Here is a 26968-nt window from a genome sequence, read left to right on the forward strand (position 1 = left end):
GCGAAAACTCGCAACCTGGGATACCGACTACCTGATGGCAGCTCTCCAAGCCCGTTAACCTGGACTCGTTGCCCTGGTTCGGACCCCAGGTAATTTGCGAAGATCGGCCTGTTGGTGTATGCCGCGCCGCCTGAACCGTCCCAGCCTCCTCCCTCCCGCTTTCCGGATCGCCATGCCTCAGCCAGACCTTGTCATCTTCGATTGCGACGGCGTGCTCGTCGATTCCGAAATCATCGCCGCGCGCATCGAAGCCGAGCTTTTGACGTCGGCCGGTTACGAGATATCGGCCGAGGAGGTTTCCGAAACCTATGCCGGGCTGACCTTCAAGGACATCATAATGCGGGTCGAGGAAAAATCCCGCGTCCCGTTCCAGGCCTCGCTGATCGATCGTGCCGAAGACCTGGTCGACCGCCGGCTGCGCAGCGACGTGCGCGCCGTCGACGGGGTGCACGAAGCGGTCGTGGCGGTGACCGCGCCGCGCTGCGTCTGCTCGAATTCGCGCTCCGAGCGGATCGAATTCATGCTGGAGAAGGTGCGTCTGCTGCCGTTTTTTACCGGGCACATTTTTTCCTCGCTAGAAACGCCGAGCGGAAAATCCAAGCCGGCGCCCGACGTATTTCTCTTTGCCGCGGAAAAACTCGAGGCCGATCCGGCGAACACCTTCGTCATCGAAGATTCCGTGCATGGCGTGACCGGCGCCAGGACAGCCGGCATGCGCGTGATCGGCTTCACCGGAGCGGCGCACAGCTATCCCGGGCATGCCGACGCGCTGACCGAGGCCGGCGCCGAAACGGTCATCCGCCGCTGGGCGGAACTGAAAAGCGTGATCGCCGCCCTGTCGGAGTGGTCGGCGGATGCGTGAAGCAGGCGTCCAGATGGACGCGCAGCTCCAAAGCTGCGCCTATTCGGCCGCGGCAATCTTCTTGTCGGTCTTCTTCGGCGGGCCTTCGTCATAGCCGGCGAACACCTGATAATTTTTCGCGGTCGGCTCGGGAACGACAACGTTCGAATCGGTGAAGACGAACTGGGTGGCACTCGAGGGGTTGGTAACCTGGACCTGATGTTGGTGAAGCTGCGAGTAAAGGACCTCGGTGCCGTGCATCACAGCGATACGGATCGGCATGGTGATTGTGCCCGGGCTGAACATCGGTCCCGGAACGACCTTGCCGGCGACGGCGATCTTCATCGTCAGCGAGCCGTTGGCACGGTTGCAGTCGCGGGTCACATCGGTGATCGAAGCCTGGTAGATGATCTTCGCGGAATCGTCCTGCTGGTCGCTGCTCCCGTCAAGCGCAGCAGCTTCGGCGTCCTCGGCGGCGGCTTTTTTCTTGGGCTTTTGACCGCCCTTGGCATAGGTGTTGAAGAAAGCGGTGCCGTCGCGCAGCGTCACTTTCGGACAATAGGCCAGCAATTGGCTGGCGAGAACCTTGGGGTCCGGCGGTGGTGGCGGTGTCGTGTCCTTCTTTCCGAAGCCAAGCATGCTACTGCCGCCTGATTGGCAGCCGGCGGCGGTAAGCATAAAGCCGGTGAGGGCCAGACCCGCGACAAAACGACCGTTGGATGAATGAAACGCCATGAACTGCACTTCCCTCTCGCAAAGCGGGTGACGTATATCAACCGCGCGGCAAAAATGCGACTGAGCAACTACGGAAATTAACCACTTTGCCGCGGACGGACCGCCCGGCAGCAATGGAACATGACGATGCAATATGTGAGTACCCGCGGGGAAGCGCCCGTGCTTGGATTTTCCGACGCGGTGCTGGCGGGCTTGGCGCGCGATGGCGGTCTTTATGTGCCTGATATCTGGCCGCAGTTTTCAGCGGCAGAGATCCGCGCCATGCGCGGCCTTGCCTATCCCGACCTCGCCATCCGCGTGCTGTCGCCGTTTCTCGGCGGCGAGATCGCGATGCCGGTGTTCGAACGCCTGGTGCGCGAAGCTTATGCGACGTTCCGTCACGAGGCGGTCTGCCCGCTGGTGCAAACCGGCTCGAACATGTTCGTTCTGGAACTCTTCCATGGCCCCACACTTGCCTTCAAGGACGTGGCCATGCAGCTTCTCGCCCGGCTGATGGACCATGTGCTTGCCGAACGCGGCCAGCGCGCCACCATTGTCGGCGCCACGTCCGGCGATACCGGCGGGGCCGCCATCGATGCCTTCGCCGGGCGCAATCGCACCGACATCTTCGTCCTTTTCCCGCACGGCCGGGTCTCGCCGGTGCAGCAGCGGCAAATGACGACGTCCATCGCCGCAAATGTCCATGCACTGGCGGTCGAAGGCAATTTCGACGATTGCCAGGGGCTGGTGAAGGACATGTTCAACGATCACGGTTTTCGCGACCGGGTGTCGCTGTCCGGGGTCAATTCGATCAACTGGGCCCGCATCATGGCCCAGATCGTCTATTACTTCTCATCGGCGCTGTCGCTCGGCGCGCCCGACCGGCCGGTCTCCTTCACGGTGCCGACCGGCAATTTCGGCGACATCTTCGCCGGCTACGCCGCCAGGAAGATGGGGCTGCCGATCGAGCGCCTGGTCATCGCGACCAATGACAACGACATTCTGGCGCGCACGCTGTCGAGCGGCGAATACCGCACGAAAGGCGTCTTTTCAACCACGTCGCCGTCGATGGACATCCAGGTCTCTTCGAATTTCGAGCGCTTGCTGTTCGAGGCGGCCGGCCGCGACGCCTCGACCGTGCGGCGCTACATGAACGGCCTCAAGCAGTCCGGAGCCTTCACCATCGAAGCCGGCGAGATCGCCAGGATCCGCTCCGAATTCGATGCCGGCCGTTCGACCATGGACGAAGTCGCCGCAACGATCCGCTCGACGCTCGCAGCCAGCAACTATCTGCTCGACCCGCACACGGCCGCGGCCATGCATGTTGCGGTTGCGAAGGCCACCAGTGCCGTCCCGATGGTCGTGCTGGGCACCGCCCATCCGGCAAAGTTCCCGGCCGCCGTCGAAGCCGCCAGCGGCGTGTCGCCTGCCCTGCCCGCATGGCTAGGCGGGTTGATGACATCAGAGGAAAAATACACGGTACTTCCATCCGACCTGAAAATGGTGGAAGATTATGTTAGCCGCCACACGCGGGCGGCAAGTTAGGGAGTATTTGCTTTATGGGTGTTGAGGTAAGCCGTCTGTCGAACGGCCTGACAGTCGCCACCGAAACCCTTCCAAGCCTCGAATCCGTCGCTCTTGGTGCCTGGGTCAAATCAGGCGCCCGCAACGAGCGTAGCGAAGAGCACGGAATGGCCCACTTGCTTGAACATATGGCGTTCAAGGGAACCAGAAGGCGAAGCGCCTTCGAGATCGCCTCGGAAATCGAGGATGTCGGCGGCGAGATCAATGCCGCCACCAGTGTCGAGACCACCTCCTATTATGCCAGGGTACTGAGCGACGACGTGCCCCTGGCCGTCGATATCCTCTCCGACATCCTGCAGGAATCCGAGTTCGACCCGCAGGAGCTGGAGCGCGAGCAGCATGTGATCCTGCAGGAGATCGGCGCCGCTCACGATACGCCCGACGATATCGTCTTCGACCGCTTCACCGAGACGGCTTTCCGCCACCAGACGATCGGCCGCTCCATCCTCGGCACGCCGGAAACCGTCAAATCCTTCACCTCGAAGCAATTGCACAAATTCATCGAACGGCAATATGGCGCCGAGCGCATGGTGGTCGTCGCCGCCGGCGACATCAAGCACGACAATTTCGTGCGCGAGGTCGAGAAGCATCTCGGCGGTTTCCGCAGCAAGTCCGACAACACGATGCCGCAGTTTGCGCAATATGTCGGCGGCGATTTCCGCGAGGACCGCGACCTGATGGACGCGCAGATCGTGCTGGGGTTCGAGGGCCGCGCCTATCATGTACGCGACTTCTACGCCTCGCAGGTCCTGTCGATGATCCTTGGCGGCGGCATGTCGTCGCGTCTTTTCCAGGAGGTCCGCGAAAAGCGCGGGCTTTGCTATTCGGTCTATGCCTTCCACTGGGGCTTTTCCGACACCGGCATATTCGGCGTCCATGCCGCGACCGGGCAGAGCGACATCGCCGAACTGGTGCCGGTGGTTATCGACGAGTTGCAGAAGGCCGGCGAGAGCATCCTGCAGGAGGAACTCGACCGGGCACGCGCCCAGTACCGCGCAGGCCTGATCATGTCCGCCGAGAGCCCGGCCAGCCGTGCCTCGCAGATCGCCCGGCAAATGCTTCTGTTCGGCCGGCCGATCGCAAAGGAAGAGCTGATGGAACGGCTGTCGGCGCTGACGGTCGAGCGGCTGACGGACCTGTCGTCACGGCTGTTTTCGACCAAGCCGACGCTGACTGCCGTCGGACCGGTGGGTACGCTCGCTCCCTATGAGGCGGTCCTCGAATCGCTATCGGGCACGCAGACCACGGCCCGAAAGCTCGCCGGCTAAGTCCATCAAAGCGTCATGTTCGCGCTCCCTTTCTTTCGCCGTGACCTGCCGGCACTGAAGGGTGACCGGGTCACGCTGCGCGTGCCGCTGACCAATGACTATCGTGAATGGTCGGTGCTGCGCGGGGAAAGCCGCGCCTTCCTGGAGCCGTGGGAGCCGCGGTGGAACCCCGACGAGCTCGACCGCACGGCCTGGCGGCATCGCCTCAGCCGCTATCGCGAAGACTATGCGCAGGGAACGGCCATAGCCTTCTTCATCTTCGAGAAAGGCAACGGCAAGCTTGTCGGTGGAATCACCCTCGGCAACATCCGCCACGGCGTCGCACAAAGCGGTCATATCGGCTACTGGATCGGCGAGCGCTACGGCGGCCGTGGCCTGATGACCGACGCGGTCAAGGTGGTGACGCGCTTCGCCTTCGATACGCTGAGGTTGCACCGGATCGAAGCGGCCTGTATTCCCGACAACGCCCGGTCGATCCGCGTGCTTGAAAAAGCCGGATTCCGGCGCGAAGGACTTCTGCGATCCTATCTCAGGATCAATGGCATCTGGCAGGACCACTACCTCTACGCCCGGATCGAAGACGATCCGCCGGGCGCGGGAACGAAGGACTGATTTTTGACGAATTTCCTGCGAATCGGGTCGTTGTTCGCCTTTGTTCTGACGGCAATCGTCGTGCTCTGCGCGGCGTCCTCGGCCTTCGCCGTCGAGCCGATCAAGATCGCCCGCGACGACGTGGCGCTCGATCTTTCGGGCGCCGTCGAAATCTACCGCAACCAGGGCGAGAACTTTCAGGTGTCGACCGCTCCGGGCCCGGACGGCATCGTGCGGCGCATCGAGGTCGAGGCCAATGATGCGCGCTCGACCGGTGACTGGGCAGTGTTCGCGCTTGCCAACACCACCGATCAGCAGCTCGACAGGCTGATCGTCGCACCTCATTTCCGGCTGGTGAATTCCGGCATCTTCTGGCCGGATCTCGGCTCGACCCGCATTGCCGCGATCACACCCAGCGAGGGCTTCGCGCTCGACCGCCAGACCAGCCCCGACGCCGATGTGTTTCGGGTGACGCTGAACCCCGGAACGGTGATCACCTTCATTGCCGAACTTGCCTCGCCCAAACTGCCGCAGGTCTATCTATGGGATCCGGAATCCTACAAGGACTCGGTCAACTCCTACACGCTGTTTCGCGGTATCGTCATCGGCATCGCCGGCCTTCTGGCGCTGTTCCTGACCATCCTTTTCGTCGTCAAGGGGACCTCGATGTTCCCGGCAACCGCAGCACTCGCCTGGGCGGTGCTCGCCTATATCTGCATTGATTTCGGCTTTCTCAACAAGGTTTTGGAAATATCGCCCGGCAACGAGCAGATGTGGCGAGCCGGAACGGAGGTGGCGCTTGCGGCGACCTTCGTGGTGTTCCTGTTCGCCTATCTCAACCTCAACCGATGGCACGGCCATTTCAGCTACGGCGCGCTGGTCTGGATTCTGGGGCTGGTACTGATCGCAGGCGTTGCAATCGTCGATCCGGCGGTCGCCGCCGGCATCGCCAGGCTGTCCTTCGCCGCCACCGCGCTGACCGGCCTCGGCCTGATCATCTTCCTCGGCATACGCGGCTACGACCGTGCCATCATGCTGGTGCCCAGTTGGGTCATGGTCCTGTTGTGGCTATGCGGGTCGTGGATGGCGATCACCGGCATGCTCGACAACGACATCGCCCAGCCGGCATTGGGCGGCGGGCTGATCCTCATCATCCTACTGATCGGCTTCACCGTCATGCAGCACGCCTTTGCCGGCGGCGCGCTGCATCAGGGCCTGTTCTCCGATCTCGAACGGCAGGCGCTGGCCGTCGCCGGATCGGGCGACACGGTTTGGGACTGGGACGTGATGCGCGACCGCGTCGTCACCAAGCCGGATGTCAGCATCCAGCTTGGCCTTGCGCCCGACAGCCTGGGCGGCGCCGCCCGCAACTGGCTGCCGGTGCTGCATGCCGATGATCGCGACACGTTCCGCACAACGCTCGACGTGGTGCTCGAACACCGGCGCGGCCGGGTGTCGCAGAATTTCCGCCTGCGCGGTGCCGATGGGCACTATCACTGGTTTTCGCTCCGCGCCCGGCCGGTGATCGGATCGGACGGCGAGGTCATCCGGTGCGTCGGCACCATGGTCGACGTGACGGAGCAGAAAAAGTCCGAGGAGAGGCTGCTGCACGATGCCGTGCACGACAATCTGACCGGCCTGCCGAACCGGGAATTGCTGATGAACCGGCTGGAGGCGATCATCTCGATCGCGCGCACCGAAGAGAAGGTGCGTCCGACCGTCTTCGTCATCGACATCGACCGGTTCAAGCAGGTTAATGACGGGCTCGGCATCTCGGCCGGCGATACCATCCTGCTGACCATTGCGCGCCGGCTGCACCGGCTGCTCAAGCCGAAGGATTCGCTGTCACGCTTTGCCGGCGACCAGTTCGCACTGATGCTGCTTTCCGAACAGGACCCGGCCCGCATCGCAGCAGTTGCCGACGCCATCAAGCATGCGATCAACAATCCGATCACCTTTGCCAAGCGCGAGATCGTGCTGACCGCCTCGATCGGGCTGGTCACCTGGACCTCGGCGCAGAGTTCGGCCGAGGACATGGTCAAGGATGCCGAGCTTGCCATGCACCAGGCCAAGCGTTTCGGCGGCGACAGGATCGAGCCGTTCCGCCCCGCCTTCCGCACCGTCGGCACCGACCGGCTGCAGTTCGAGTCCGACCTGCGCCGCGCCATCGATCGGCGCGAATTCACACTCGCTTACCAGCCCATCGTGCGGCTCGAAGACGGCAGCGTTGCCGGCTTCGAGGCGCTTTTGCGCTGGGACCATCCGCGCCGCGGCATGATCCCGCCGGGCGATTTCATCCCGGTCGCCGAGAGCTGCGGCCTGATCGTGCAGCTTGGCTTGTTCGCCATGCAACAGGCCGCCGAAGATCTGGCCGGATGGCAAAAGCAGATCGGCGACGCGCCGCTGTCGGTTTCGGTCAACCTGTCCAGCCGCCAGCTCATCCGCCGCGATCTGGTCAGCGACGTCCGCTCGGTAATCGCGCGGGCCAATCTGAAGCCGCGCTGCTTCCGGCTCGAACTCACCGAATCGCTGGTGATGGACAATCCCGAGCAGACGGCCCATGTGCTGAACAAGCTGAAGAAGCTTGGTATCGGCCTGTCGCTGGACGATTTCGGCACTGGCTACTCATCGCTGGCCTATCTGACGCGCTTCCCCTTCGACACGATCAAGATCGACAAGAGCTTCGTCGACGACGCGACACCGAAACGCGCGGTGCTGCTCAAATCCATGGTCAACATGGCGCATGAACTCGGCCTTTCGGTCGTGGCGGAGGGCATTTCGGATGAAAGCGACGCGCTCGAACTGCGCCAGATGGGCTGCGAGTATGTGCAGAGCTTCATGTTCGGCGCGCCGATGCCCGGCGATCAGGTGCTGAAGACGCTGAAGGAACAGTATCCGCTGACTCGGGCTTGATTTCGTGCAAGTCGTTGTCCCAAAATTGCTGCGCACTTTGGGTGACATGCCAGGGGTCCGCCTCCGGGCGCTCGGAGGTTGCGAGTAACCCGTTTTGGTCACGCGGTATCGAAAACTAATTTGCTACCCGCGGCGCGGCTCCATCAATGTTGGAAAGCCTGAATTAACGTCGGCGATAGAGATAGTTCTCGGAAAGGCCGAGGCGACGGCACGATTGAACGGCCGGGGATGAAGGGAGGACGATGCTCTCGCAGATTGCAGCCGTCGTCTTCACAAAAGCACGCTCCCACGGCTTCAACGTCCAGCGGTCGCCGAGTGCCAAGCGTGTGCGCACCCAGCGGGGTAGGATCTCGACTGCCGCCTTCAGAAATGGCCGCTGAAGCGGTCGAGCCACTCCCGGCAAGGCGGGAACGTCTTCCATGATCTGCAGGAATTCCAAGACGATCGGCGACGGGACGAGTCTTTGCCGCATCACATCGAACAGCACGTAAAGCTCGGCCTGCGACGTGGGCGCGCCGGCCGCACCATAGAGAAGCGCGACGGGCCGAGCCTCAGCAGACATCGCGTCCCGTTCGAAAAAATGCAGACGATGCACATAGACGTGATACGCCTCCATGAAGCCAAACCCGGCCGTCGCTTGCACCCAGTCCAGCAACTCAGGGTCGGTGGCGTGGTATGGCTCACCTTCGCTGGTTCGACCCGAAACGCGCCCATGCATCCTGACCACACCTTCAATCATGGCCTTAGCCTTGGTTCGAGGGCCATAGACCGTAACCAAGGCAGCGAGGCCGGTACGCTGTAATCGTCGGAGCGCCTGCGAGCGGAATGTGCTGTGCTGCCAAATGGCGTCGCGAACCCGCGGCTCTGCCAATTCGAGCAGCACCGCAGTAACCCCGCCGATGAACAGCGCAACAGGGTTCTTGAAAATACGCCAGGACACCGAGTTGGGCGGTAACAGCGCCGGCTCGCCTTCCGGGGTCGAGAAGTCCATCTGCGATCCGAGCCGCTGGCGCATGAACGACTGCGCAAGAGTATCCACGCGGCGCTCAAGCGGGCGAGGCAGAGGAATGATGCCCGAGTTGCCAAACATGGTACGCCTCCGACTCCTGCGAACAACAAGCGCTAGACCTGTGGGCTGCGGATACAGCACGAACGTCCTGGTCTTTCCGTCGTTCCAAATGATCAGCCTGGCGCGCTGCGCACGACCCGCAAGAACACCGAGCCCGGATGGTTATCACGAGCCCGGTCGTGCTGGCCTTATGGCGTAAGATCGAGCGCCGGTACGATTCTGTGATAGGGCAGCCCCGCATCGTCGTTTAGGCGCTTCACGTCGATATCGGAGGCAGCGTCAAACAGGCACATGCAGCGGCCGTCCTCCGGTGCGAAGGTCGAGCGCAGATAGCTGATGTCGGTGCCGTTGGAGGTCATCTCGGCGGCTTTGCTGATCGCCGCCTTCTGCGCATCTCCCAGAGCTTCCATGCTGATGCCCTTGAGGTCGCGTTCCACCATGTAGACAGTCATTTCCATATCTCCTCCTGTCAACAGTGACCACAGGAGTTGAATGCAGCGGCGGGCGAAAGAGAACGACATTTTTTCTATCGATCGATAGCCGACAGTTATCGATGAAAGGATTACAATGTCGTTTCGTGGAACCGCCTCGGGAGGGCTCGCCATGGAGATGTTTCAGGTCCGCTACGTACTTGCCGCCGCGAAGATGCTGAACTTCACCAAGGCCGCCACCGATTGCAACGTGTCTCAGCCGGCGCTCACCAAAGCGGTCAAGACGCTCGAGGATGAGCTTGGCGCGCCCTTGTTCCACCGCGAGGGAAAGCGCGTCCTCCTGAGTGAGTTCGGACGCTCCATTCTGCCGCATCTTCAGCAGATCATGCAGGAGGCCCACGCAACCAGAACGCTTGCCGACAATTTCAGGCTGCTCAACCAGGTGCCGATCCGCCTCGGCGTCATGTCGACCATCGGCCATGTGAAGCTCGCCCGGTTCCTCGCAAAGTTCCAGCGCGATTATCATGGCGTCGAGCTTGAAGTCAGCGAGGCGAGCGTTCAGGAACTGAAAAACAGGCTTGAGCAAGGCGATCTCGATCTTGCCGTTCTCAATCCGCTGGAGGGATTGGGAGCGGCTTTCCGCGTCCATGATCTCTACAGTGAGCGCTACGTCGTCGTATTCGCGCCGGATCACCGGCTTGCGAGCCTCAATGCAATCAAGTTGGTCGATCTCTCTCAAGAATCCTATGTCGATCGTCTGTCCTGCGAAATGCGGGACTTGGTAATGGGTGTGTGCCGGGAAAGAAACGTCAGCCTTTATGCCCGCTTTCGTTCCGAGCGCGAGGATTGGATCCAATCAATGGTGCTGGCGCGGATCGGCTTCGCCTTCATGCCTGAATATTCGGTGACATCGCCTGAACTTTTGCAGCGTCCGCTGATCGAACCAGCGGTGGCACGCACGGTGTCCCTGGCTAGCGTTCCGGGCCGGCCCTATAGCCCGGCGACGGCGGCAATGGTCCGAGCTGCCCAGACGTTCGATTGGCCAGGCTAGGCGTTTATTGCTGAGGCTTGAGCTACTGCTGGTTTGAGATGCGTCTGCGCCGCCCTGGTGTTCCTCCGGCCGGTACCGACCGTATTCAGGACCTGCCGACACTCGATCGCTGCGCATTTTGGGCGATGTGGCTGTATGAGACGCCTAAAGGCGGTGAGATGGACATGGCTTTGCTCGCGGTGGAAGAGATGCCTCCAAGCTCTGCCTCAAGCTTCTGGATAGCGCGGGTCAGCGCCGGCTGGGTCACGCAGCAGCGACGCTGCCAGGAAGTAGCGGATTTCGTGCATCTGCATGGATTCGCCCTTTCCCGATGACAGCCATGCATCGGCGCGACAAAATATTAGCATTTTCTTTTTCTTCGGAACGACTGCAACTTTCTTGCTTCGTTGGAATCGCGCTCGCCCAAGGAGCGCGGGTGAAGGCTCACAATGGCCGGATGGAAATTTGAGGGAGGACAATCATGACCTTGCCCAGCTACGCAATGAACCAGGCAAGTTTCCCGGAGATGTACGAGCGGTGGCTCGTCGGCCCTCTCTTCCGTCCATGGGCCGAGATGGCTCTTGACGAGCTGGAATTGTCTTCGGGCGATCGCGTACTCGATATCGCTTGCGGAACAGGAATAGTGGCGCGCGTTGCAAAAGAGCGGCTCGGTGAAGCCGGATATATCGTCGGCATCGACATCAGCCCCGACATGCTTGCCGTGGCGCGGGGTATAGAACCAGCCATTGACTGGCGCCAGGGCAATGCCGGCGAGCTGCCTCTGCGTAACGGTGAGATGTTCGACGTGGTCGTCTGCCAGCAAGGACTGCAGTTCTTTCCTGACAAACCCGCGGCGGCGGCGCAGATGCGTCGCGCGCTGGCGAAGGGTGGCAGGCTGGCGATCGCCACGTGGCGCCCAGACGACGAAATCCCGTTCTTTCGCGAATTGCGCCGCGTCGCGGAGCGCCATCTGGGCGCCATCGCCGATCAACGGTACAGCTTCGGGGAAGCGGCTCCACTTGAGGCGCTGCTGCGAGACGCCGGCTTCCACGAGGTCCGATCGAGGATTGTTTCGCGCACCATCCATCTCGGGGAAGGCGCACCTTTCCTGCATTTGAATACGATGGCGCTGGTCGGGATGAGTTCCTTAGCCAAGGAAATGGGCGATCAGGAACGCAAGCGCGTCGTGGAGGCGATCGTGAGCGAGAGTGCGCCCGTGCTGCAGCCATACACCATTGGGTCGGGACTGGCCTTCGAGCTCAGCACCAATCTGGCGACAGCCAAAGGCTAAATGACTCTCACCAACGGAGAACTCGTTCGATCGAGTATTGCGCCGAGAATGGCTGCTCATGCACAATCTTCCGTTCGAGAACCGAAGGGATTGCCCCGCTGCGGTCGAGCGCAGACCACCTCAGGGAAATTTCTGCCCGCAATCGAGAGGCTCCACAAGCAACGCATCGGCTACGCAGCCCTCGATTAAAATCAGCTTGCTTTACATTTCGAATTATTTTGCCGCACTGTGGCCATTGTGCCGCCATTATCCATGACTAGCTAAATGAAGCACTGACCGTTCTTCTTGTCTTTTTCGACGTTGACGGCTCAACGTTGGAAATAGATCTGCCCCAGAATATCTGGGCGGCTAGACAAGGAACGGAGGGGGACCTGGCGTCACTCCAAAGGACAATTGAATTCTTTGCTTGCGGAGGCGTCCTCCTTTCGGGCGGACGGCCTTTGTCGAAAAGGATCGCGGGGCTTGGCCTGGCGGCGACAGTGGCAGCCATGCCATGGCCGGTCTATTCGGGAGTTTTGGTCAACGGAGTGACCGAAGCCGCAGTTGCCACTGCTGTTCCGTACTCCGCTTTGAGTTTCCCCTCGGCCGCGTCCGAGTTCGACATCATCGATCCGGGCACCATATCGACCTCCCGACGCAAGGGAGAAGGCACACTGGCCGACGCGTTGAAGGGCACCGTCTCCATCCTTTCCGAAGGCGCGGAACAGATCGTCATCGGGATGTCGGTGCACGAGTTCGGCGAATACAAGGTGTCGCAGTACATTGCCACCGAGATTCTGCGTGCCGCCAAGGACACCCAATTTCCAGCCGACACCCTTTTCGCGATCGCCGAGAAGGAATCCTCCTTCGACATCAACAACCGCCCGCCTAAAGGGTCGGCACTTGGTCTTATGCAGTTCCTCGACCAGACATGGCTCGAGGCGGTGAAGAAGTACGGTGCAGAGTTCGGCCTGGGCGACGAAGCGGAACTGATCCGGATCCGCCCCGAGGGCAAGCGCGAACACCATTTCGTCGACGACAAGGCCGAAGAAGAGCGCATCCTTGAATTCAGGCGCGATCCCTATCTGTCGGCAGCACTGGCGGCCAAGAACCTTCTCGCGGCCAAGGAACGCATCGAAGCCCGTCTCGAGAAGGCTATGGACGAAAGGGATCTTTACCTCCCCCATTTCCTTGGCACAAACGGGGCAGCAACACTCCTGTCGAATGCCGAAGAGAAGCCCAATGCCACGGCCAGCAAAATCTTCCCCAAGGCGGCGCGCTTCAATACTGCCATCTTCAAGGCCGAGGGAAATCAGCTCACCGTCGGCCAGTTTCACCAGCGCATGCGCTCCTTCCTGGAAGCCCGCATCGGCAAATACAGCGATGTCGAAACCCGCGTGAAACAGGCTGACCTGTCCTGGACAGCCGGTATCGAGAATCTCGTCTACGATTTGGGCAAACGGCTGGCGATGACACTGCAGCGGTAGCCAGCCAGGTATCGGGTTTTCACCACTAAAGCGCGTCGCGTTTGATCGGCCTCACGCGACGCGCTTTAGGTTGTTGTTTTATGCATGTCGCTATCGCAAAACCGCTGCACACTTTTGCGCGACATGCATTAGGCGTGCCCGGCCGCCAGGCTGAGATGCGCGAGGTCGATGCCGATCGAAGCGAGAATCCGGTCGTATTTGCGCTCGATGTCGGTATCGAACAGAAGCTCCGCATTTGCCGGGCAGGTCAACCAACCGTTCTCGGCGATTTCGCTTTCCAGCTGACCGGCGCCCCAGCCCGAATAGCCGAGCGCCATCAGCGCATGCCGGGGCCCACGGCCCGACGAAATGGCGCGCAATATGTCGACGGTCGCGGTCAGGCAAATGTCTTCGGAGACGGCCAGCGACGATTCCACCCGGTAGTCGCCCGAATGCAGGACGAAGCCGCGGCTGCGATCCACGGGTCCGCCGTTGCGCACGACGAAGTCGCGGGCCTGGGCGGGCAAGCGGATCGCCTCCTGTTCGTTCATGATGCCGAGCTGCACGAGCAGATCCGGAAACAGCATCTGCTGCGTCTGGTTGATGACCAGGCCCATCGCGCCTTCGTCGCTGTGCGCGCAAATGTAGATGACGGAGCGCGTGAAGCGGTCGTCCTTCATGCCGGGCATGGCAATCAGGAACTGGTCGTCGAGAAAGCCGCGTCCCGCAGCCATCTTCTTGTGGCGCAACAAGTCCATGAGGGGAGCGTAACGCGTTTCTGGAGCGCCGAAAAGATGCGCCGCGCGCGATTTGGTCGCAGATGTGCATCTAAGGTCACGCAAGCTGTGCCCGAGGTCACGCAAAAGCTGTGCCCGAGGTCACGCAAATATGATAGCAGCGACCCCATGAAGTCATTGCGCAGCCATGAAAGGACGCTCAAATCACCGCCATGCAAAGCTTGAAAGTCCTGCTGCTCAGCGCCGCTGTCGGATGTGGAACCGGCCTTCCCGCCGCAGCCTCCTCGTCGATCTGGTACAATAGCGAAGGCGGCAAAGTGCGGCTTGTGACCAGCGGCAAGCCCGACGAAGCCGGGCGCATCCATGGCGTCCTCGATATTGCGCTCAAGCCTGGCTGGAAAACCTACTGGCGCGATCCGGGCGACGCGGGCGTGCCGCCGCAAATCGATATCTCGGCCAGCACCAACATTGTCAACGCGACGTTTTCGTTTCCACCGCCCCAGCGCCACGACGACGGCTACGGCAAATGGGCCGGCTATGACCATCCGGTTTCGCTGCCGGTGACCTTCACGCTGTCGGCGCCGAACGAGCCGGCCGTCATCGATGCCGATATCTTTCTCGGCATTTGCGAGACGATCTGCATCCCGGTGCAGACGAAGCTGACCATCGATCCGGGCTCCGATCCGGACAATGTCGAAGATGCCGCATTGGTGAAGGCGGCCCTTGCAACCCTGCCTGCCCCCGCAGGACCCGATTTCGGCATCAATATCCTGCCGGGCGACCGCGAGACACTGATTGTCGAGGCGAGCTTTCCGGGCAATCCCGAAGCAGCGGATTTCTTCGTCGCCGGTGAGCGGGATTACATGTTCGGCGTGCCGGCCCGCAGCGAAAAGGAAGGCAAGCTGCTGTTTACCGTGCCTATCCTCGACAGGCCGACGACGACGCCGACGGATGGCGGACTTTACTACACGCTGACAACTGCAGCCGGCGCGGTCGAAGGCCTGCTGCCGTTCCCTTGATCCCGAGCAAAGGATGTTCAGGTCGAACATCCTTTTGTTCCCGGCTCCCCGAGGTTGCGGGAAACAGCTGAGTTCGCTATCGCAAGAACACTTCCATTCCATCTCTCAAGTGAGGACCAAGATGACGATTCCCGTTGGCGATAAACTGCCCGAAGCGACCTTCAAGACGATGACTGCCGACGGCGCAAAAGCGATCACGACGGCCGAGATTTTCTCGGGAAAGAAGGTGGTGCTGTTCGCCGTTCCCGGCGCTTTCACGCCGACCTGCTCCAACAATCATCTGCCCGGCTATCTGGACAATTACGACGCCATCCTGGCGCGCGGCGTCGACACCATCGCCGTCGTTGCCGTCAACGATGTTCACGTGATGGGCGCCTGGGCTCGCTTCAGCGGCGGTGAAGGCAAGCTCTTTTATCTTGCCGACGGCAATGGCGATTTCGTCAAGTCGATCGGCCTTGACGCCGATCTTTCCAGCGGCGGCATGGGGCTGCGCTCGAAGCGGTTTTCGATGATCGTCGACGACGGCAAGGTCACCGCGCTCAATGTCGAGACAAAGCCCGGCGTCGACGAATCCGGGGCGGCTCATATTCTCGGACAGCTTTAGATTTTCGGCTTGGGCTCTTAAAGCGCGTCGCGCTTTTAAGTCTTTGTTTTTCGTTATCCCAAAACCGTTGCGCACGCTCGGGTCAAGCGCGAGGGCAAGCTTTTGGGCGACATGCATTAGGGATTGTTTGCTTGGGGGACCTCAATGATGTTTGACATCTTCTGGCGCGCTGTGGCGATCGGCATCGGCGCCACGGCGCTCATGGACCTCTGGGCGATTTTTCTGAACACCGTGTTTGCTCAGCCGCGGCCGAACTGGCGACTGGTCGGTCGCTGGGTCTGGCATCTGAAGCGCGGCAAGGTGTTCCACGACGACATCGGCGAGGCAGCACCCTACGCGCATGAATCGGCGCTGGGCTGGGCCTTCCACTATTTTGTCGGCATCGTCTACGGCGTCGTTCTGGCCGTTTTGGCAGGAGCGGCGTGGCTGGCCGCGCCGACCTTCTTGCCGGCGTTCATCCTCGGAATCGTCACCGTGGGCGCCGGCTGGTTCCTGCTGGCGCCCGGCATGGGTGCCGGCTGGGCCGCATCAAAGTGCCCCAACCCTATGCAGATCCGCGCCCTCAACCTCGTGTCGCATACTGTGTTCGCGCTCGGACTTTTCGGCACGGCGCTGCTGATCCGTTAGCCAAATTAATCGTCGCGGTGCTGCGCCAGCCTGTCGATCGGCCGCCATCCGTGGACAACGCGACGCGCGCGGATATCGTACGCGAAATAGTTCCCGCCGCCCGCTGGCTGATCCGCCTCGCGGCTGATCTCCCGCTCGCCGAGAGAAACCAGCAGAAGCGTTCCGACACCTCCGTGGCCCACGAAAGCAACGTCGGCGGCGTCATCTGTGCCGAGCACAGTGTCTACCTCGCTCAGAATACGATGCTGAGCATCGATAGCCCGCTCCCATCCGCGAATGCTGCTGTATGGATTGGCGAAGAATTGGTCCGCGACCGCTTCGAACTCCGCAGGCGGTAGGAAACCGGTTGCCGATCGGTCATTCTCATGCATCCGTTCCCTCACCTCGACCTCAAGGCGGAGATGCCTTCCGAGTATCTCGGCGGTTTCCATCGCCTTGCGTTCACCCGATGACACGATACGCCGGATCGACCGAACCCACGGCTGATCGAGCATTGCAGACGTTCTCGCTCGCCCGATGTCGGATAGCCCCCACTCTGGCACTGGAACATTGGCATCGATCCGAACCTGAGGATGCGTGATGTAGTATGCGATCGGCATGATAGGGTCTTCCTGCCAGAGAGCGGACCCGCAGCGGGAATTCAATAACTCTGGGTCGAGCGCCGTGGCTTTGCGACCGCCGGCTGCTTCGACTGCGGGCCTGGCTTCGGCGTCGCGGTCTTGACGGGGCCTTTCTTGAACGGCGCCATGCCACGCCGCGCCAGCTCGTCGGCACGCTCGTTCTCCGGATGGCCGGCGTGGCCCTTGACCCAATGCCAGATGACCTGATGAGGGTTGCGCGCCTCGTCGAGGGCCTGCCACAGCTCGGCATTCTTCACCGGTTGCCTGGCAGCGGTCTTCCAGCCGTTGCGCTTCCAGCCGTCGATCCAGCTGAAAATACCGTCCTTGACGTAGTTGCTGTCGGTATAAAGATCGACGGCGCAGGGTTCTTTCAGCGCATTGAGCGCCGAGATGGCGGCCAAAAGTTCCATGCGGTTGTTGGTGGTAGCAGCCTCGCCGCCCGACAGTTCTTTCGTGACGCCGTTGAAGCGCAGGACCGCCCCCCAGCCGCCAGGTCCCGGATTGCCCGAACAGGCACCATCGGTGAAGATTTCAACGCGCTTGGTCATGTTAGTCCATACTCGGAAGGGGATTTGATCGCCCGGTGGAAACGCATCCTGCGGATGTATTCGGTCGGGTCGCGTTTTATGACCAGCCCGCCGTTGGCAACGGTCAGCCAGTCGTAAAGCCGGGTCAGCATGAAGCGCAGCGCCGAGCCGCGCGCCAGTATCGGCAGCGCAGCTTTCTCCTCGCCGCTCAAGGGCCGCACGCTTTGGTAGCCGGCAAGCAGCGCCGTGCCCTTGGTCAGGTTGAAGGAAAAATCCTTCTCGAAGCACCAGGCGTTGAGGCAGGTAGCGACATCATAGGCGTAGAGATCGTTGCAGGCGAAATAGAAGTCGATCAGCCCGGACAGTTTCTCGCCGAGGAAGAAGACATTGTCGGGGAAAAGATCGGCATGGATAATGCCCTCCGGCAGGCCTTTGGGCCAGTTCCGCTCGAAATCTACGAAGTCGGCATCGACCTCGGCCGCCAGTCCCGGCTCGACCTCGTCGGCGCGAGGGCGAGCGGCGCTCCACAGCTTGCGCCAGCCATCGATGGCAAGAGCGTTCGGACGGGTCATCGGAAAGTCGGCGCCGGCAAGATGCAGTGCCGCCAGCGCCTTGCCGACCTCGCCGCAATGCGCTGATGTCGGCCGCCGCAGCGAAAGACCTTCGAGGAAAGTGATGATGACCGCCGGCCGGCCGGCAAGTGTTCCGATGACGTCGCCATCATGCGCCGTCACCGGAAGCGGGCAGGAAATGCCCTTCCTGGCGAGATGGCCCATGAGGCCGAGGAAGAACGGCAGGTCGGCCTTGTCGACGCGCTTTTCGTAGAGCGTCAGGATGTAGGAGCCGCTGGTCGTGTGCAGCAGGAAATTCGAGTTCTCGGTGCCTTCGGCGATGCCCTTGTAGGATAGGAGATCGCCAACCGGATAGGCCTTCAGGAACGCGCCGAGCTCGCCTTCGTTGACGTCGGTGTAGACCGCCATGGGCTCTTCACGCGGCTCCGTTGACGAAGGCCATGTCGGCCGCCGTCAGTTCGACGTCGCGCAGGACCCGCATCACCGGAAAATCCTCCGTTTCCGTCGCCGTCACCGCCAGCTCGATCGTCACGTCGAAGCGCTGCCGGAAGGCGTCGATGATCTCGTCGACGATGATTTCCGGCGCCGACGCGCCGGCCGACAGACCGAGCGTCGAGATTCCGGCAATGTCGGTCCACGGAATTTCGGAGGCGCGCTGTACGAGAAGCGACATCGAGGCGCCGGCGCGTTCGGCCACTTCGACAAGACGCCGCGAATTGGAGGAGTTGGGGGCGCCGACAATCAGGAAGAGATCGGAGCCCGCGGCGGTCTCCTTGACCGCTTCCTGACGGTTGGTGGTGGCGTAGCAGATCGATTCCGCGGCCGCCGCATGCAGATCGGGAAAACGATCCTTAAGCACCCGGATGATGCCGGCGGTGTCCTCGACCGACAGCGTCGTCTGGGTGACGAAACCGAGCGCCTGCGGGTCGGCGGGCACCAGATTCGCCGCGTCGGCTTCGGTCTCGATCAAGGTGACGGCGCCGTCCGGCAACTGCCCCATCGTGCCGATCACTTCCGGGTGGCCGGCATGGCCGATCAGAAGCACATGGCGGCCGAGCCGCTGATGACGCATCGCCTGCTTGTGGACCTTCGACACCAGCGGGCAGGTGGCGTCGAGATAGAAGAGATTGCGCGCCTGGGCGTCCGCCGGCACCGACTTCGGCACGCCATGCGCCGAAAAGACGACCGGGCTCTGGCGATGTTCCGCCGGTATCTCGGAGAGTTCCTCGATGAACACCGCACCGAGGCTTTGCAGCCCCTCGACGACGTAGCGATTGTGTACGATCTCGTGGCGGACATAGACCGGCGCGCCGTATTTCTTCAGCGCCAGCACGACGATCTGGATGGCGCGATCGACGCCGGCGCAGAAGCCCCGCGGTTGGCAGAGCCTGACGGTCAGCGGTGGCTTTGTGGTCGTGTGAAGCATGATTCCCGGCCGGTTGGTCGTAACGTGAGCTCAAGTCTTGAACTCAAAGCGCGAAATGAGGTGCGCACCCCTGCCCTGTCAAGGGCGCCGGTGCCGATCATTCTTCTTTCGCCGGGCGGCGAAGCGTGAAGATGAGGACGCCGGCAAGGGCAGCGGCAAGGCCGTACCAGGTTACGGCGTATTGCAAATGGCTGTTCGGCAGGTCGATGATTGTAACGCCGCCGACCGGCAGCCCACCCGGGTTCGGCGTGGCGTCCGCGTCGATGAAGAATGGCACCAACCCCGCGCCGGCCGGCAGACCGGCGCTGGCCGCCATGGCATCGCGATCCTTCCAGTAGAAGATGTTCTTTTGCGGATCATTGTCGGGAAGCATCATCGAGGGCTTTGCCGGCAGCGGATTGCGGGCGAGTCCCGTCACCGTCACCTGGCCCGCACCCTGGCTTTGCGGGCGCTTGGCCGCGTCCTTGAGATCGTAGGGCACGAAGCCGCGATTGATCAGGACGAAGCGGCCATCCTCCAGATGCAAGGGCGTGAAGATATCGAAACCGGACTGGCCCTCCCAGGTCGCGAAGAAATGTCGCTCGCCCTGATGCAGGAAAGTGCCTGATGCCGTCACCGGCGTGTAATCCACATCGCCGGTTGCGGCGAACCGCTTTTCGACCTCGGCCAACGGCACAGGTGCGGAATGCGTGCGCTGGCCGATGGTCTGGAGAAGACCCTCTTTCCAGTACAGGCGCTGGACCTGCCAGGTGCCGAGCGCCAGCAGGATGAAGAACAGCACGAGGCCGAGGCCAAGCAGCAATGCCGTCTTCGGCCGCGAACGGCCTGCGATCGAGGCGGATGTTGTGCTCATTCGCCGAGGTCCAGCCTGCCCTCCGCCGCCTTGTTGCGGTATTGCAGCGTCAGGAGCACACCCTTGATCAGCCTGAGCGCGCCCAGGCAAAGCACCAGCGTCAGCGGTATCCACAGCAGGAAATGCAGCCAGAGCGGCGGATTCAGCGTCACCTCCATCCACAGCGCCAGCCCGACGACGATGAAGCCGATGATCAGGATGACGAACACCGCCGGACCGTCGCCGGCATCGGCGTAGGAATAATCGAGGCCGCAATTGGCGCAGCGTTTGCCGACGGTGAGGAAGCCGGAAAACAGTCGTCCCTCGCCGCAGCGCGGGCAGCGGCCGTGCAGGCCGGCCGAGATCGGATCGATTGGTGGCCAGATCGCCTTGTCGTCGCTCATTGCGATACTTTAGCGCCCTTCGCCCCAAAAGATAAGGCGGCCACGTCGCCGCAGCCGCCCACGCAATTCCTCAAAAAAGATTTCAGTGACCTTCAATCACCGCGCCGCTCGAGGCCCAGACATAGATCGACGCGAACAGGAACAGCCAGACCACGTCGACGAAGTGCCAGTACCAGGCGGCCGCCTCGAAGCCGAAATGGTGCTTGGGCGTGAAATCGCCCTTCATCGCGCGGACCAGGCAGACCAGCAGAAAGATGGTGCCGATGATGACATGGAAGCCGTGGAAGCCGGTCGCCATGAAGAAGGTGGCGCCGTAAATCGAATCCCTGAAGCCGAACGGCGCGTGCATATATTCGTAAGCCTGCACCATGGTGAACAGCATGCCGAGACCGACCGTCAGCACCAGGCCGTTGATCAGCCCCTTGCGGTCGCCATGAAGGAGCGCGTGGTGCGCCCAGGTCACCGTGGTGGCCGACAGAAGCAGTATGACGGTGTTGTAGAGCGGCAGGTGGAAGGGGTCGAGGACTTCGAGGCCCTTCGGCGGCCAGACGCCGCCGGTGAAGGCGGCGCGGGCGTATTGCTGTGCCTCGCCGGGAAACAGGCTGGCGTCGAAGAAAGCCCAGAACCAGGCGACGAAGAACATCACCTCGGAAGCGATGAACATGATCATGCCGTAGCGCAGATGCAGCGACACGACCCGCGTGTGGTGGCCTTCATGCGCTTCCTTGATGGTATCCGACCACCAGGCGTACATGGTGTAGAGGACGATCAAAAGGCCGATGAAGAACAGCCACGGATTGGCGATGTTGAAGCCGAAAACGGGGAAATCGCCGCCCTTGAGATACTGCATGTAACAGACGCCGCCGATCGCGGTGACCAACGCGCCGACCGAGCCGAGGAAAGGCCACGGGCTTGGGTCGACGAGATGGTAGTCATGTTGTGGTTTTGCGTGCGCGTCTGCCATATCAACCCCCGAGGCTTCTTTCGGTGTGTGAAACTTTGTTGCTTGTGCCTTCGGCCGGCACTGTCGAGGCCGCCGGCTTGTTGTTCTCGTTCTTCTCGACCGGGAACATCGTATAGGACAGGGTAATCGTCTTCAGGTCCTTCAGTTCCGGCGCATCGACGATGTCGGGATCTACATAGAACACGACCGGCATGTCCAGTGTCTCTCCGGGCTTCAACGTCGTGTCGGTAAAGCAGAAACACTCGACCTTGTTGAAGTAGGATCCTGCAAGTTCCGGCTGCACGTTGAAGGTGGCGCGGCCGGTGGTGTCGCGGACGAACTTGTTGGTGGCGCTATAATGCGCCTGCGCCGTCTCGCCTATCTTGATGGTGACCGAGCGGGCAACCGGCTGGAACTGCCAGGGCACGCCGACTGTGTTGGCGTCGAAACGGATGGTGATATCGCGGTCGAGCACCCGGTCGGCATATTGCTGCGTTGCGCGTTTTACGGTGCCGCCGTAACCGGTCGCCTCGCAGAACATCGCATAGAGCGGCACCGCGGCATAGGCCATGCCGATCATGCCGCCGAAAAAGGCGATGCAGACGCCGGCGACAATGCGGTTGGTGTTCTTCTTTTGAGGATGGGTCACTGTTTGGCGGTTCATCTTGAGCCTCACATCGTTCCGGTGAGGTTGTGACCGAATTTCACGACGGTCGCGATATAGAAGATGACGACAAGCACCGCCAGCGCCAGGCCGATGGCTACCGAGCGGTTGCGCCGGGCCTTCTGCTGGCGCTCCGTCAGCGTGATGAGTTCAAGCTTCTTGTCGGCCATGGTCATGCTCCACCCATGGCCAGCACGCGGTCGACAACGCAGTCGGCAAGATAGACGGCGAAAATGGCAAAGAGGTAGAGCAGCGAGTAGCCGAACAATGCCTTGGCCGGCTTCATCACATGGTCGCCGTCCGCCATCTGCAGCACCTTCCACGCGTACCAGACGAAGCCGGCACCAAGCAGCACCGCAAAGACACCATAAGCGGGGGTGGTGAAACCGAGCGTCCATGGCAGCACGCCAACCGGTGCAAGGATCAGCGCGTAAGCAAAGATCTGGCGTCGGGTCGAAGCCTGGCCCGCGACATTCGGCATCATCGGGATGCCGGCCCTGGCATAGTCCTCGGACTTGAAGAGGGCGAGCGCCCAGAAATGCGGCGGCGTCCACAGGAAGATGATCAGGAACAGGACGATACTTTCCAGGCTAACTGTTCCGGTCACTGCGGCCCAGCCGATCACCGGCGGAATGGCGCCGGCAGCACCGCCGATGACAATGTTCTGTGGCGTCCAGCGCTTCAGCCACATCGTGTAGACGACGGCATAAAAGAAGATGGTGAAGGCCAGCAGCGTCGCCGACAGCCAGTTGACCAGCACGCCGAGCGTCATCACCGACAGCACCGACAGCACCAGGCCGAAACTCAGCGCCTCGCCGGGCCGGATGCGGCCGGCCGGCACCGGACGGCCGGCGGTCCTGGTCATCACCGCATCGATATCGGCGTCATACCACATGTTGAGCGCGCCGGAGGCCCCTGCACCAATGGCAATGGCCAGGATAGCGATCACCGCCAGAAGCGGATTGATGGTCACAGGTGCCGCGACCAGGCCGACAAAGGCGGTGAACACCACCAGCGACATGACGCGCGGCTTCAACAGGGCGAAGAAATCGCCCGCCGTCGCTTCCGACACGCGAAAGCCCGGTTCGTCAGTCAAGGTGTCGTCGACAAGGGCCATGCGTACTTAAAGTCCATCATTCCGTTGGCCAAAACCGCCGGCGAACCGGCGGTTCCGTATTTCCCCCAGGCAGAAGCCTATTTGATCTTCGGCAGCTGTTCCCACTGGTGGAAGGGCGGCGGCGAAGGCAGCTGCCATTCGAGCGTCGTTGCACCCTCGCCCCATGGGTTGGCGCCGGCAACCCGCTTCTTCTGGAACGCCTCGAACACGCCATAGAGGAAGATGACCACGCCGACGGCCGAAATGTACGAGCCGTAGGACGACACCATGTTCCAGCCGGCAAACGCATCCGGATAATCGATGTAGCGGCGCGGCATGCCGGAGAGGCCGAGGAAATGCTGCGGGAAGAAGACGAGGTTGACGCCGACGAAGGTGACCCAGAAGTGGGTGTTGGCGATGACAGGCGAATACATGTAGCCGGTCATCTTCGGGAACCAGTAGTACCAGCCGGCGAAGATGGCAAAGACCGCGCCCAGCGACAGCACATAGTGGAAATGCGCGACCACGTAATAGGTGTCGTGCAGCGGGCGGTCGAGACCGGCGTTGGCAAGCTGGACGCCGGTAACGCCGCCGACGGTGAACAGGAAGATGAAGCCGATCGCCCAAAGCATCGGGGTCTTGAGCGAAATCGACCCGCCCCACATGGTGGCGATCCACGAGAATATCTTCACGCCCGTCGGCACGGCGATAACCATCGTGGCGAAGACGAAATAGCGCTGCGTGTCGAGCGACAGGCCGGTCGTGTACATGTGGTGCGCCCAGACGATGAAGCCGACCGCACCGATCGCGACCATGGCATAGGCCATGCCGAGATAGCCGAAGATGGGCTTCCTCGAGAAGGTCGAGACGATGTGGCTGACGATGCCGAAGCCCGGCAGGATCAGGATGTAGACTTCCGGGTGCCCGAAGAACCAGAACAGGTGCTGGAACAGGATCGGGTCGCCGCCGCCGTCCGGCGCGAAGAAGGTGGTGCCGAAGTTGCGATCGGTCAAAAGCATGGTGATGCCGCCGGCCAGAACCGGAAGCGACAACAGCAGCAGGAAAGCGGTGATCAGCACCGACCAGGCGAACAGCGGCATCTTGTGCAGCGTCATGCCAGGCGCGCGCATGTTGAAAATGGTGGTGATGAAATTGATGGCGCCGAGGATCGACGAGGCGCCGGCGATGTGCAGCGACAGGATCGCAAGATCCATCGCCGGTCCCGGCTGGCCCGATGTCGATAGCGGCGGATAGATCGTCCAGCCGCCGCCGACGCCGTAGGCGCCAGGCGCGCTCGGCATGAAGGCCGAGATGATCAGCAGGATGAAAGCCGGTGGCAGCAACCAGAACGAGACGTTGTTCATGCGCGGGAAAGCCATGTCGGGCGCGCCGATCATGATCGGCACCATCCAGTTGGCGAAGCCACCGATCAGCGCCGGCATGACCATGAAGAAGATCATGATCAGCGCATGCGCGGTGGTGAAGGCGTTGTACATGCTCTTGCCGCCGTCGAGCGCAGCGTCGGCGTTCAAGCCGTAGACCATCTGCGCCAGGCCGGTGAAAATCTGGATCCCCGGCTCCTGCAGTTCCATGCGCATGACGACCGAAAGGGCACCGCCGACGCAGCCGGCCATGATCGCGAAGATCAGATAGAGCGTACCGATATCCTTGTGGTTGGTCGAATACACCCACCGGACCCAGCCATGATACGGCTTGTGGTCGTGGTCGTGAGCTGCAGCGTCTGCCATGTTCGGCTCCGTTCCCTGATCTTTTCTGGTCGCGGCATCAGTTGCCGGCGGCCGCTACCTTGTCTTTGCCGTCGACCTCGGCCATCAGCGCCTTGTTGGCGCCGGGAAGGTCGGTGCCGGCTGCCGCCAGCCAGGTCTTGTACTGGGCGTCGGAGACGACGCGGATCGCGATCGGCATGAAGGCGTGGTCCTTGCCGCAGAGCTCCGAACACTGGCCGTAATAGAGGCCTTCCTTTTCCGCCTTGAACCAGACCTCGTTGATGCGGCCCGGAACCGCGTCGGTCTTGATGCCGAAGGACGGCATGGCAAAGGCGTGGATCACGTCCGCCGCCGTCACCAGCACCCGGGTCATGGTGTTGACCGGCACCACCATCTCGTTGTCGACGGCGAGCAGGCGCGGATAAGCGCCGCGGTCCTCCTTACCGGCCGCCGCTCGGTCAGAATCCGCCAGGATCGCTGAGTTGAAGGAAAGCGTGTTTTCGGTCTGGTATTCGTAGTCCCAGTTCCACTGGTTTCCCGTCGCCTTGACGGTCAACTTGGCTTCCTCCGGCGGTGTGTATTGCGCGGTCAAAAGCTGGAACGAGGGGATGGCGAGCATGAGCAGGACGACGACCGGCCCAACCGTCCAGATCACCTCGATCAGCGTGTTGTGGCTGGTGCGCGACGGGATCGGGTTGACGCTCGCGCGAAACTTCAGGATGCAATAGCCGATGAGAAAGAGCACGAAGAGGGTGATCGGCACGATGAACCACAGCGTATAGTGCTCGAACCAGGCGATCTGCCGCATCATGTCGGTGGCGGCGGGCTGGAAGCTCACCTCCCACGGCGCAGGCTGGGCCGCATGGGCGGACGCGCCGGCGAACAGTGTGGCGGCAGCCCAAGCGCTTGTCAGGAATTTGGCGCCTGCTAGGAATTTTCTCATTGCCGTCATTATCTCCCAGTTCCTCGCGATCGGACCGCAAGAATATCGAACAACGCCGGGACGGGAATCCCGGACAGTCCCGAGGCTGGTTCAAACCATACTCTATTTGCCTCTGCAAGAAATGAGCGGAGGAAACCGTGCGGCATTTTTGCGCGCAAGCGCGGCTGCGCATTTTGGCGGCGGCCGCGGCGGTGGCGGATCGCGGAAGCCCGAGCGGCGGAGTGTCCTGGCAAAATGCGCCGGGCTGTCGCAATTCGGGCGAATTTGACACGGAAAAGCGCACAATTGCCTTGGTCGAGGCAGGCCGGCAGTGGTCTCATCCTTTACTTGCCCTTGGCGCGGCTTAAAGTGCCGTGATTCGCAATGGAGCCGTCATGAACTCTTGGCTTTGGAGACTTGGGCTTTCGAGACTTCGGGTTTCGCGATTGGGGCTTTCGAGAAGCTTGGCGAAGGTCATTCTTCTCGCTGCCGTGTCTGGCGTTGGCCTATCTGGTGTTGGCTTGTCTGGCATCGGCCAGGCCAATGCTGCGCAGCCAAGCGGCAAGGTGCGGTCGACGCATGGCGCATGGTCGGTCATCTGCGACACGCCGGCCGGAGCCACATCAGAACAATGCGTGATGATGCAGAACGTCGTCGCCGAGGACCGTCCCGAGATGGGGCTTTCCGTCGTCGTGCTGCGCACCGCCGACAACAAGGCCGAAATACTGCGCGTGCTGGCGCCGCTCGGAGTGCTGCTGCCCAACGGACTCGGTCTCAATGTCGATGGCAAGGACATCGGCCGGGCCTATTTCGTGCGCTGCTTCCAGGACGGCTGCTATGCCGAGGTCATTCTCGAAAAGCCGCTGCTCGACACGCTGAAGACCGGAACGTCAGCCACCTTCATCGTCTTTCAGACGCCGGAGGAAGGCATCGGCATTCCAGTCGAGCTCAAGGGTTTCGCCGACGGTTTCGCCGCCCTGCCTTGAGACCAAAATCCCAAAGGCCTTACCAACGAAAAGAGATTGTGACTGGCCTTTGGCGATGACAATGGTCATTGCCGATTGTCTGGAC

General features: G+C 61.7%; 29 protein-coding genes. 13 read left to right on the plus strand and 16 right to left on the minus strand.

The window, feature by feature from the left end:
* Positions 1-172: 172 nt before the first annotated feature.
* Positions 173-862 (plus strand): HAD family hydrolase, encoded by a 690-nt coding sequence (locus tag AC0L3I_RS25305; protein WP_473528640.1) that lies wholly within the window; start codon positions 173-175, stop codon positions 860-862.
* A gap of 39 nt (positions 863-901) precedes the next feature.
* On the opposite strand, the gene AC0L3I_RS25310 is transcribed toward AC0L3I_RS25305, so the two are convergent.
* Entirely contained in the window at positions 902-1576 is a 675-nt protein-coding gene (locus AC0L3I_RS25310) for a hypothetical protein (protein ID WP_473528641.1), read from the minus strand.
* A 126-nt stretch (positions 1577-1702) separates the two neighbouring features.
* Between AC0L3I_RS25310 and thrC the strand changes: the two genes are divergently transcribed.
* The 4 genes from thrC to AC0L3I_RS25330 are packed head-to-tail and all read left to right on the plus strand — an operon-like array spanning position 1703 to position 7911.
* Positions 1703-3100, plus strand: coding sequence for a threonine synthase (gene thrC, locus AC0L3I_RS25315; protein WP_473528642.1), 1398 nt, complete (start codon positions 1703-1705; stop codon positions 3098-3100).
* A 14-nt stretch (positions 3101-3114) separates the two neighbouring features.
* On the plus strand, positions 3115-4407 hold the full coding sequence (locus tag AC0L3I_RS25320) for a M16 family metallopeptidase (protein ID WP_095492384.1): 1293 nt from the start codon (positions 3115-3117) through the stop codon (positions 4405-4407).
* Between the two features lie 15 nt (positions 4408-4422).
* Positions 4423-5019: a GNAT family N-acetyltransferase gene (locus AC0L3I_RS25325; protein WP_473487610.1), complete on the plus strand. Its 597-nt coding sequence runs from the start codon at positions 4423-4425 to the stop codon at positions 5017-5019.
* 3 nt (positions 5020-5022) lie between these two features.
* A complete protein-coding gene (locus AC0L3I_RS25330) occupies positions 5023-7911 on the plus strand; it encodes an EAL domain-containing protein (protein ID WP_473487611.1) in 2889 nt (962 codons plus the stop codon).
* Between the two features lie 163 nt (positions 7912-8074).
* Here the strand turns inward: AC0L3I_RS25330 and AC0L3I_RS25335 are convergent, their stop codons facing one another.
* Both AC0L3I_RS25335 and AC0L3I_RS25340 read right to left on the minus strand, forming a co-directional pair.
* On the minus strand, positions 8075-9001 hold the full coding sequence (locus AC0L3I_RS25335) for an oxygenase MpaB family protein (protein WP_473528643.1): 927 nt from the start codon (positions 8999-9001) through the stop codon (positions 8075-8077).
* A gap of 167 nt (positions 9002-9168) precedes the next feature.
* On the minus strand, positions 9169-9432 hold the full coding sequence (locus AC0L3I_RS25340; protein WP_287061459.1) for a DUF4242 domain-containing protein: 264 nt from the start codon (positions 9430-9432) through the stop codon (positions 9169-9171).
* Positions 9433-9583: 151 nt separating this feature from the next.
* On the opposite strand from AC0L3I_RS25340, the gene AC0L3I_RS25345 reads away from it, so the two are divergent.
* The 4 genes from AC0L3I_RS25345 (at position 9584) to AC0L3I_RS25360 (ending at position 13198) form a co-directional block, all read left to right on the plus strand.
* Positions 9584-10462, plus strand: a complete 879-nt coding sequence (locus tag AC0L3I_RS25345; RefSeq protein WP_473528644.1) for a LysR family transcriptional regulator — start codon at positions 9584-9586, stop codon at positions 10460-10462.
* Positions 10463-10479: 17 nt separating this feature from the next.
* A complete protein-coding gene (locus AC0L3I_RS25350; protein WP_473528645.1) occupies positions 10480-10776 on the plus strand; it encodes a hypothetical protein in 297 nt (98 codons plus the stop codon).
* 146 nt (positions 10777-10922) lie between these two features.
* Positions 10923-11732 carry a class I SAM-dependent methyltransferase gene (locus AC0L3I_RS25355; RefSeq protein WP_473528646.1) on the plus strand — a complete coding sequence of 270 codons (810 nt, stop codon included), beginning with the start codon at positions 10923-10925 and terminating at the stop codon, positions 11730-11732.
* 440 nt (positions 11733-12172) lie between these two features.
* Positions 12173-13198 carry a transglycosylase SLT domain-containing protein gene (locus AC0L3I_RS25360; protein WP_473528647.1) on the plus strand — a complete coding sequence of 342 codons (1026 nt, stop codon included), beginning with the start codon at positions 12173-12175 and terminating at the stop codon, positions 13196-13198.
* A gap of 128 nt (positions 13199-13326) precedes the next feature.
* Here AC0L3I_RS25360 and AC0L3I_RS25365 read toward each other — a convergent pair whose 3' ends face one another.
* The gene (locus tag AC0L3I_RS25365; protein WP_473487616.1) at positions 13327-13935 is read right to left on the minus strand and encodes a YqgE/AlgH family protein; all 609 of its coding nucleotides are present in this window, start codon (positions 13933-13935) and stop codon (positions 13327-13329) included.
* A gap of 191 nt (positions 13936-14126) precedes the next feature.
* On the opposite strand from AC0L3I_RS25365, the gene AC0L3I_RS25370 reads away from it, so the two are divergent.
* From AC0L3I_RS25370 to AC0L3I_RS25380, 3 genes are all read left to right on the plus strand, one after another.
* Complete coding sequence (locus AC0L3I_RS25370) at positions 14127-14933, plus strand: protein-disulfide reductase DsbD domain-containing protein (protein WP_473528648.1); 807 nt, start codon at positions 14127-14129, stop codon at positions 14931-14933.
* A 121-nt stretch (positions 14934-15054) separates the two neighbouring features.
* Positions 15055-15537 carry a redoxin family protein gene (locus AC0L3I_RS25375; protein ID WP_473528649.1) on the plus strand — a complete coding sequence of 161 codons (483 nt, stop codon included), beginning with the start codon at positions 15055-15057 and terminating at the stop codon, positions 15535-15537.
* 147 nt (positions 15538-15684) lie between these two features.
* Positions 15685-16164 (plus strand): DUF2938 domain-containing protein, encoded by a 480-nt coding sequence (locus AC0L3I_RS25380; protein ID WP_473528704.1) that lies wholly within the window; start codon positions 15685-15687, stop codon positions 16162-16164.
* A 5-nt stretch (positions 16165-16169) separates the two neighbouring features.
* Here the strand turns inward: AC0L3I_RS25380 and AC0L3I_RS25385 are convergent, their stop codons facing one another.
* From AC0L3I_RS25385 to coxB, 12 genes are all read right to left on the minus strand, one after another.
* A complete protein-coding gene (locus AC0L3I_RS25385) occupies positions 16170-16763 on the minus strand; it encodes a histidine phosphatase family protein (protein WP_473528650.1) in 594 nt (197 codons plus the stop codon).
* Between the two features lie 41 nt (positions 16764-16804).
* Positions 16805-17332 carry a ribonuclease HI gene (gene rnhA / locus AC0L3I_RS25390; RefSeq protein ID WP_473528651.1) on the minus strand — a complete coding sequence of 176 codons (528 nt, stop codon included), beginning with the start codon at positions 17330-17332 and terminating at the stop codon, positions 16805-16807.
* Complete coding sequence (locus AC0L3I_RS25395) at positions 17329-18291, minus strand: homoserine kinase (RefSeq protein WP_473528652.1); 963 nt, start codon at positions 18289-18291, stop codon at positions 17329-17331. Before AC0L3I_RS25395 ends, rnhA begins: the two co-directional genes overlap by 4 nt.
* 7 nt (positions 18292-18298) lie before the next feature.
* Positions 18299-19309 carry a 4-hydroxy-3-methylbut-2-enyl diphosphate reductase gene (gene ispH / locus AC0L3I_RS25400; protein WP_258119018.1) on the minus strand — a complete coding sequence of 337 codons (1011 nt, stop codon included), beginning with the start codon at positions 19307-19309 and terminating at the stop codon, positions 18299-18301.
* Between the two features lie 97 nt (positions 19310-19406).
* Positions 19407-20162 carry an SURF1 family protein gene (locus AC0L3I_RS25405; RefSeq protein WP_473528653.1) on the minus strand — a complete coding sequence of 252 codons (756 nt, stop codon included), beginning with the start codon at positions 20160-20162 and terminating at the stop codon, positions 19407-19409.
* Positions 20159-20545, minus strand: a complete 387-nt coding sequence (locus AC0L3I_RS25410) for a DUF983 domain-containing protein (protein ID WP_473528654.1) — start codon at positions 20543-20545, stop codon at positions 20159-20161. Before AC0L3I_RS25410 ends, AC0L3I_RS25405 begins: the two co-directional genes overlap by 4 nt.
* Before the next feature lie 82 nt (positions 20546-20627).
* On the minus strand, positions 20628-21509 hold the full coding sequence (locus tag AC0L3I_RS25415) for a cytochrome c oxidase subunit 3 (protein WP_473528655.1): 882 nt from the start codon (positions 21507-21509) through the stop codon (positions 20628-20630).
* A 1-nt stretch (position 21510) separates the two neighbouring features.
* Positions 21511-22152: a cytochrome c oxidase assembly protein gene (locus tag AC0L3I_RS25420; protein ID WP_473528656.1), complete on the minus strand. Its 642-nt coding sequence runs from the start codon at positions 22150-22152 to the stop codon at positions 21511-21513.
* Positions 22153-22160: 8 nt separating this feature from the next.
* Entirely contained in the window at positions 22161-22322 is a 162-nt protein-coding gene (locus tag AC0L3I_RS25425) for a hypothetical protein (protein WP_095492403.1), read from the minus strand.
* 2 nt (positions 22323-22324) lie between these two features.
* Complete coding sequence (locus AC0L3I_RS25430; protein ID WP_473528657.1) at positions 22325-23269, minus strand: heme o synthase; 945 nt, start codon at positions 23267-23269, stop codon at positions 22325-22327.
* Positions 23270-23346: 77 nt separating this feature from the next.
* On the minus strand, positions 23347-24996 hold the full coding sequence (gene ctaD, locus AC0L3I_RS25435) for a cytochrome c oxidase subunit I (protein WP_123147071.1): 1650 nt from the start codon (positions 24994-24996) through the stop codon (positions 23347-23349).
* Between the two features lie 37 nt (positions 24997-25033).
* Complete coding sequence (gene coxB, locus AC0L3I_RS25440; RefSeq protein ID WP_473528658.1) at positions 25034-25918, minus strand: cytochrome c oxidase subunit II; 885 nt, start codon at positions 25916-25918, stop codon at positions 25034-25036.
* A gap of 374 nt (positions 25919-26292) precedes the next feature.
* On the opposite strand from coxB, the gene AC0L3I_RS25445 reads away from it, so the two are divergent.
* Positions 26293-26883 (plus strand): invasion associated locus B family protein, encoded by a 591-nt coding sequence (locus AC0L3I_RS25445; protein WP_473487626.1) that lies wholly within the window; start codon positions 26293-26295, stop codon positions 26881-26883.
* Positions 26884-26968: the final 85 nt, after the last annotated feature.

The organism is Mesorhizobium sp. WSM4840, from assembly GCF_055811755.1.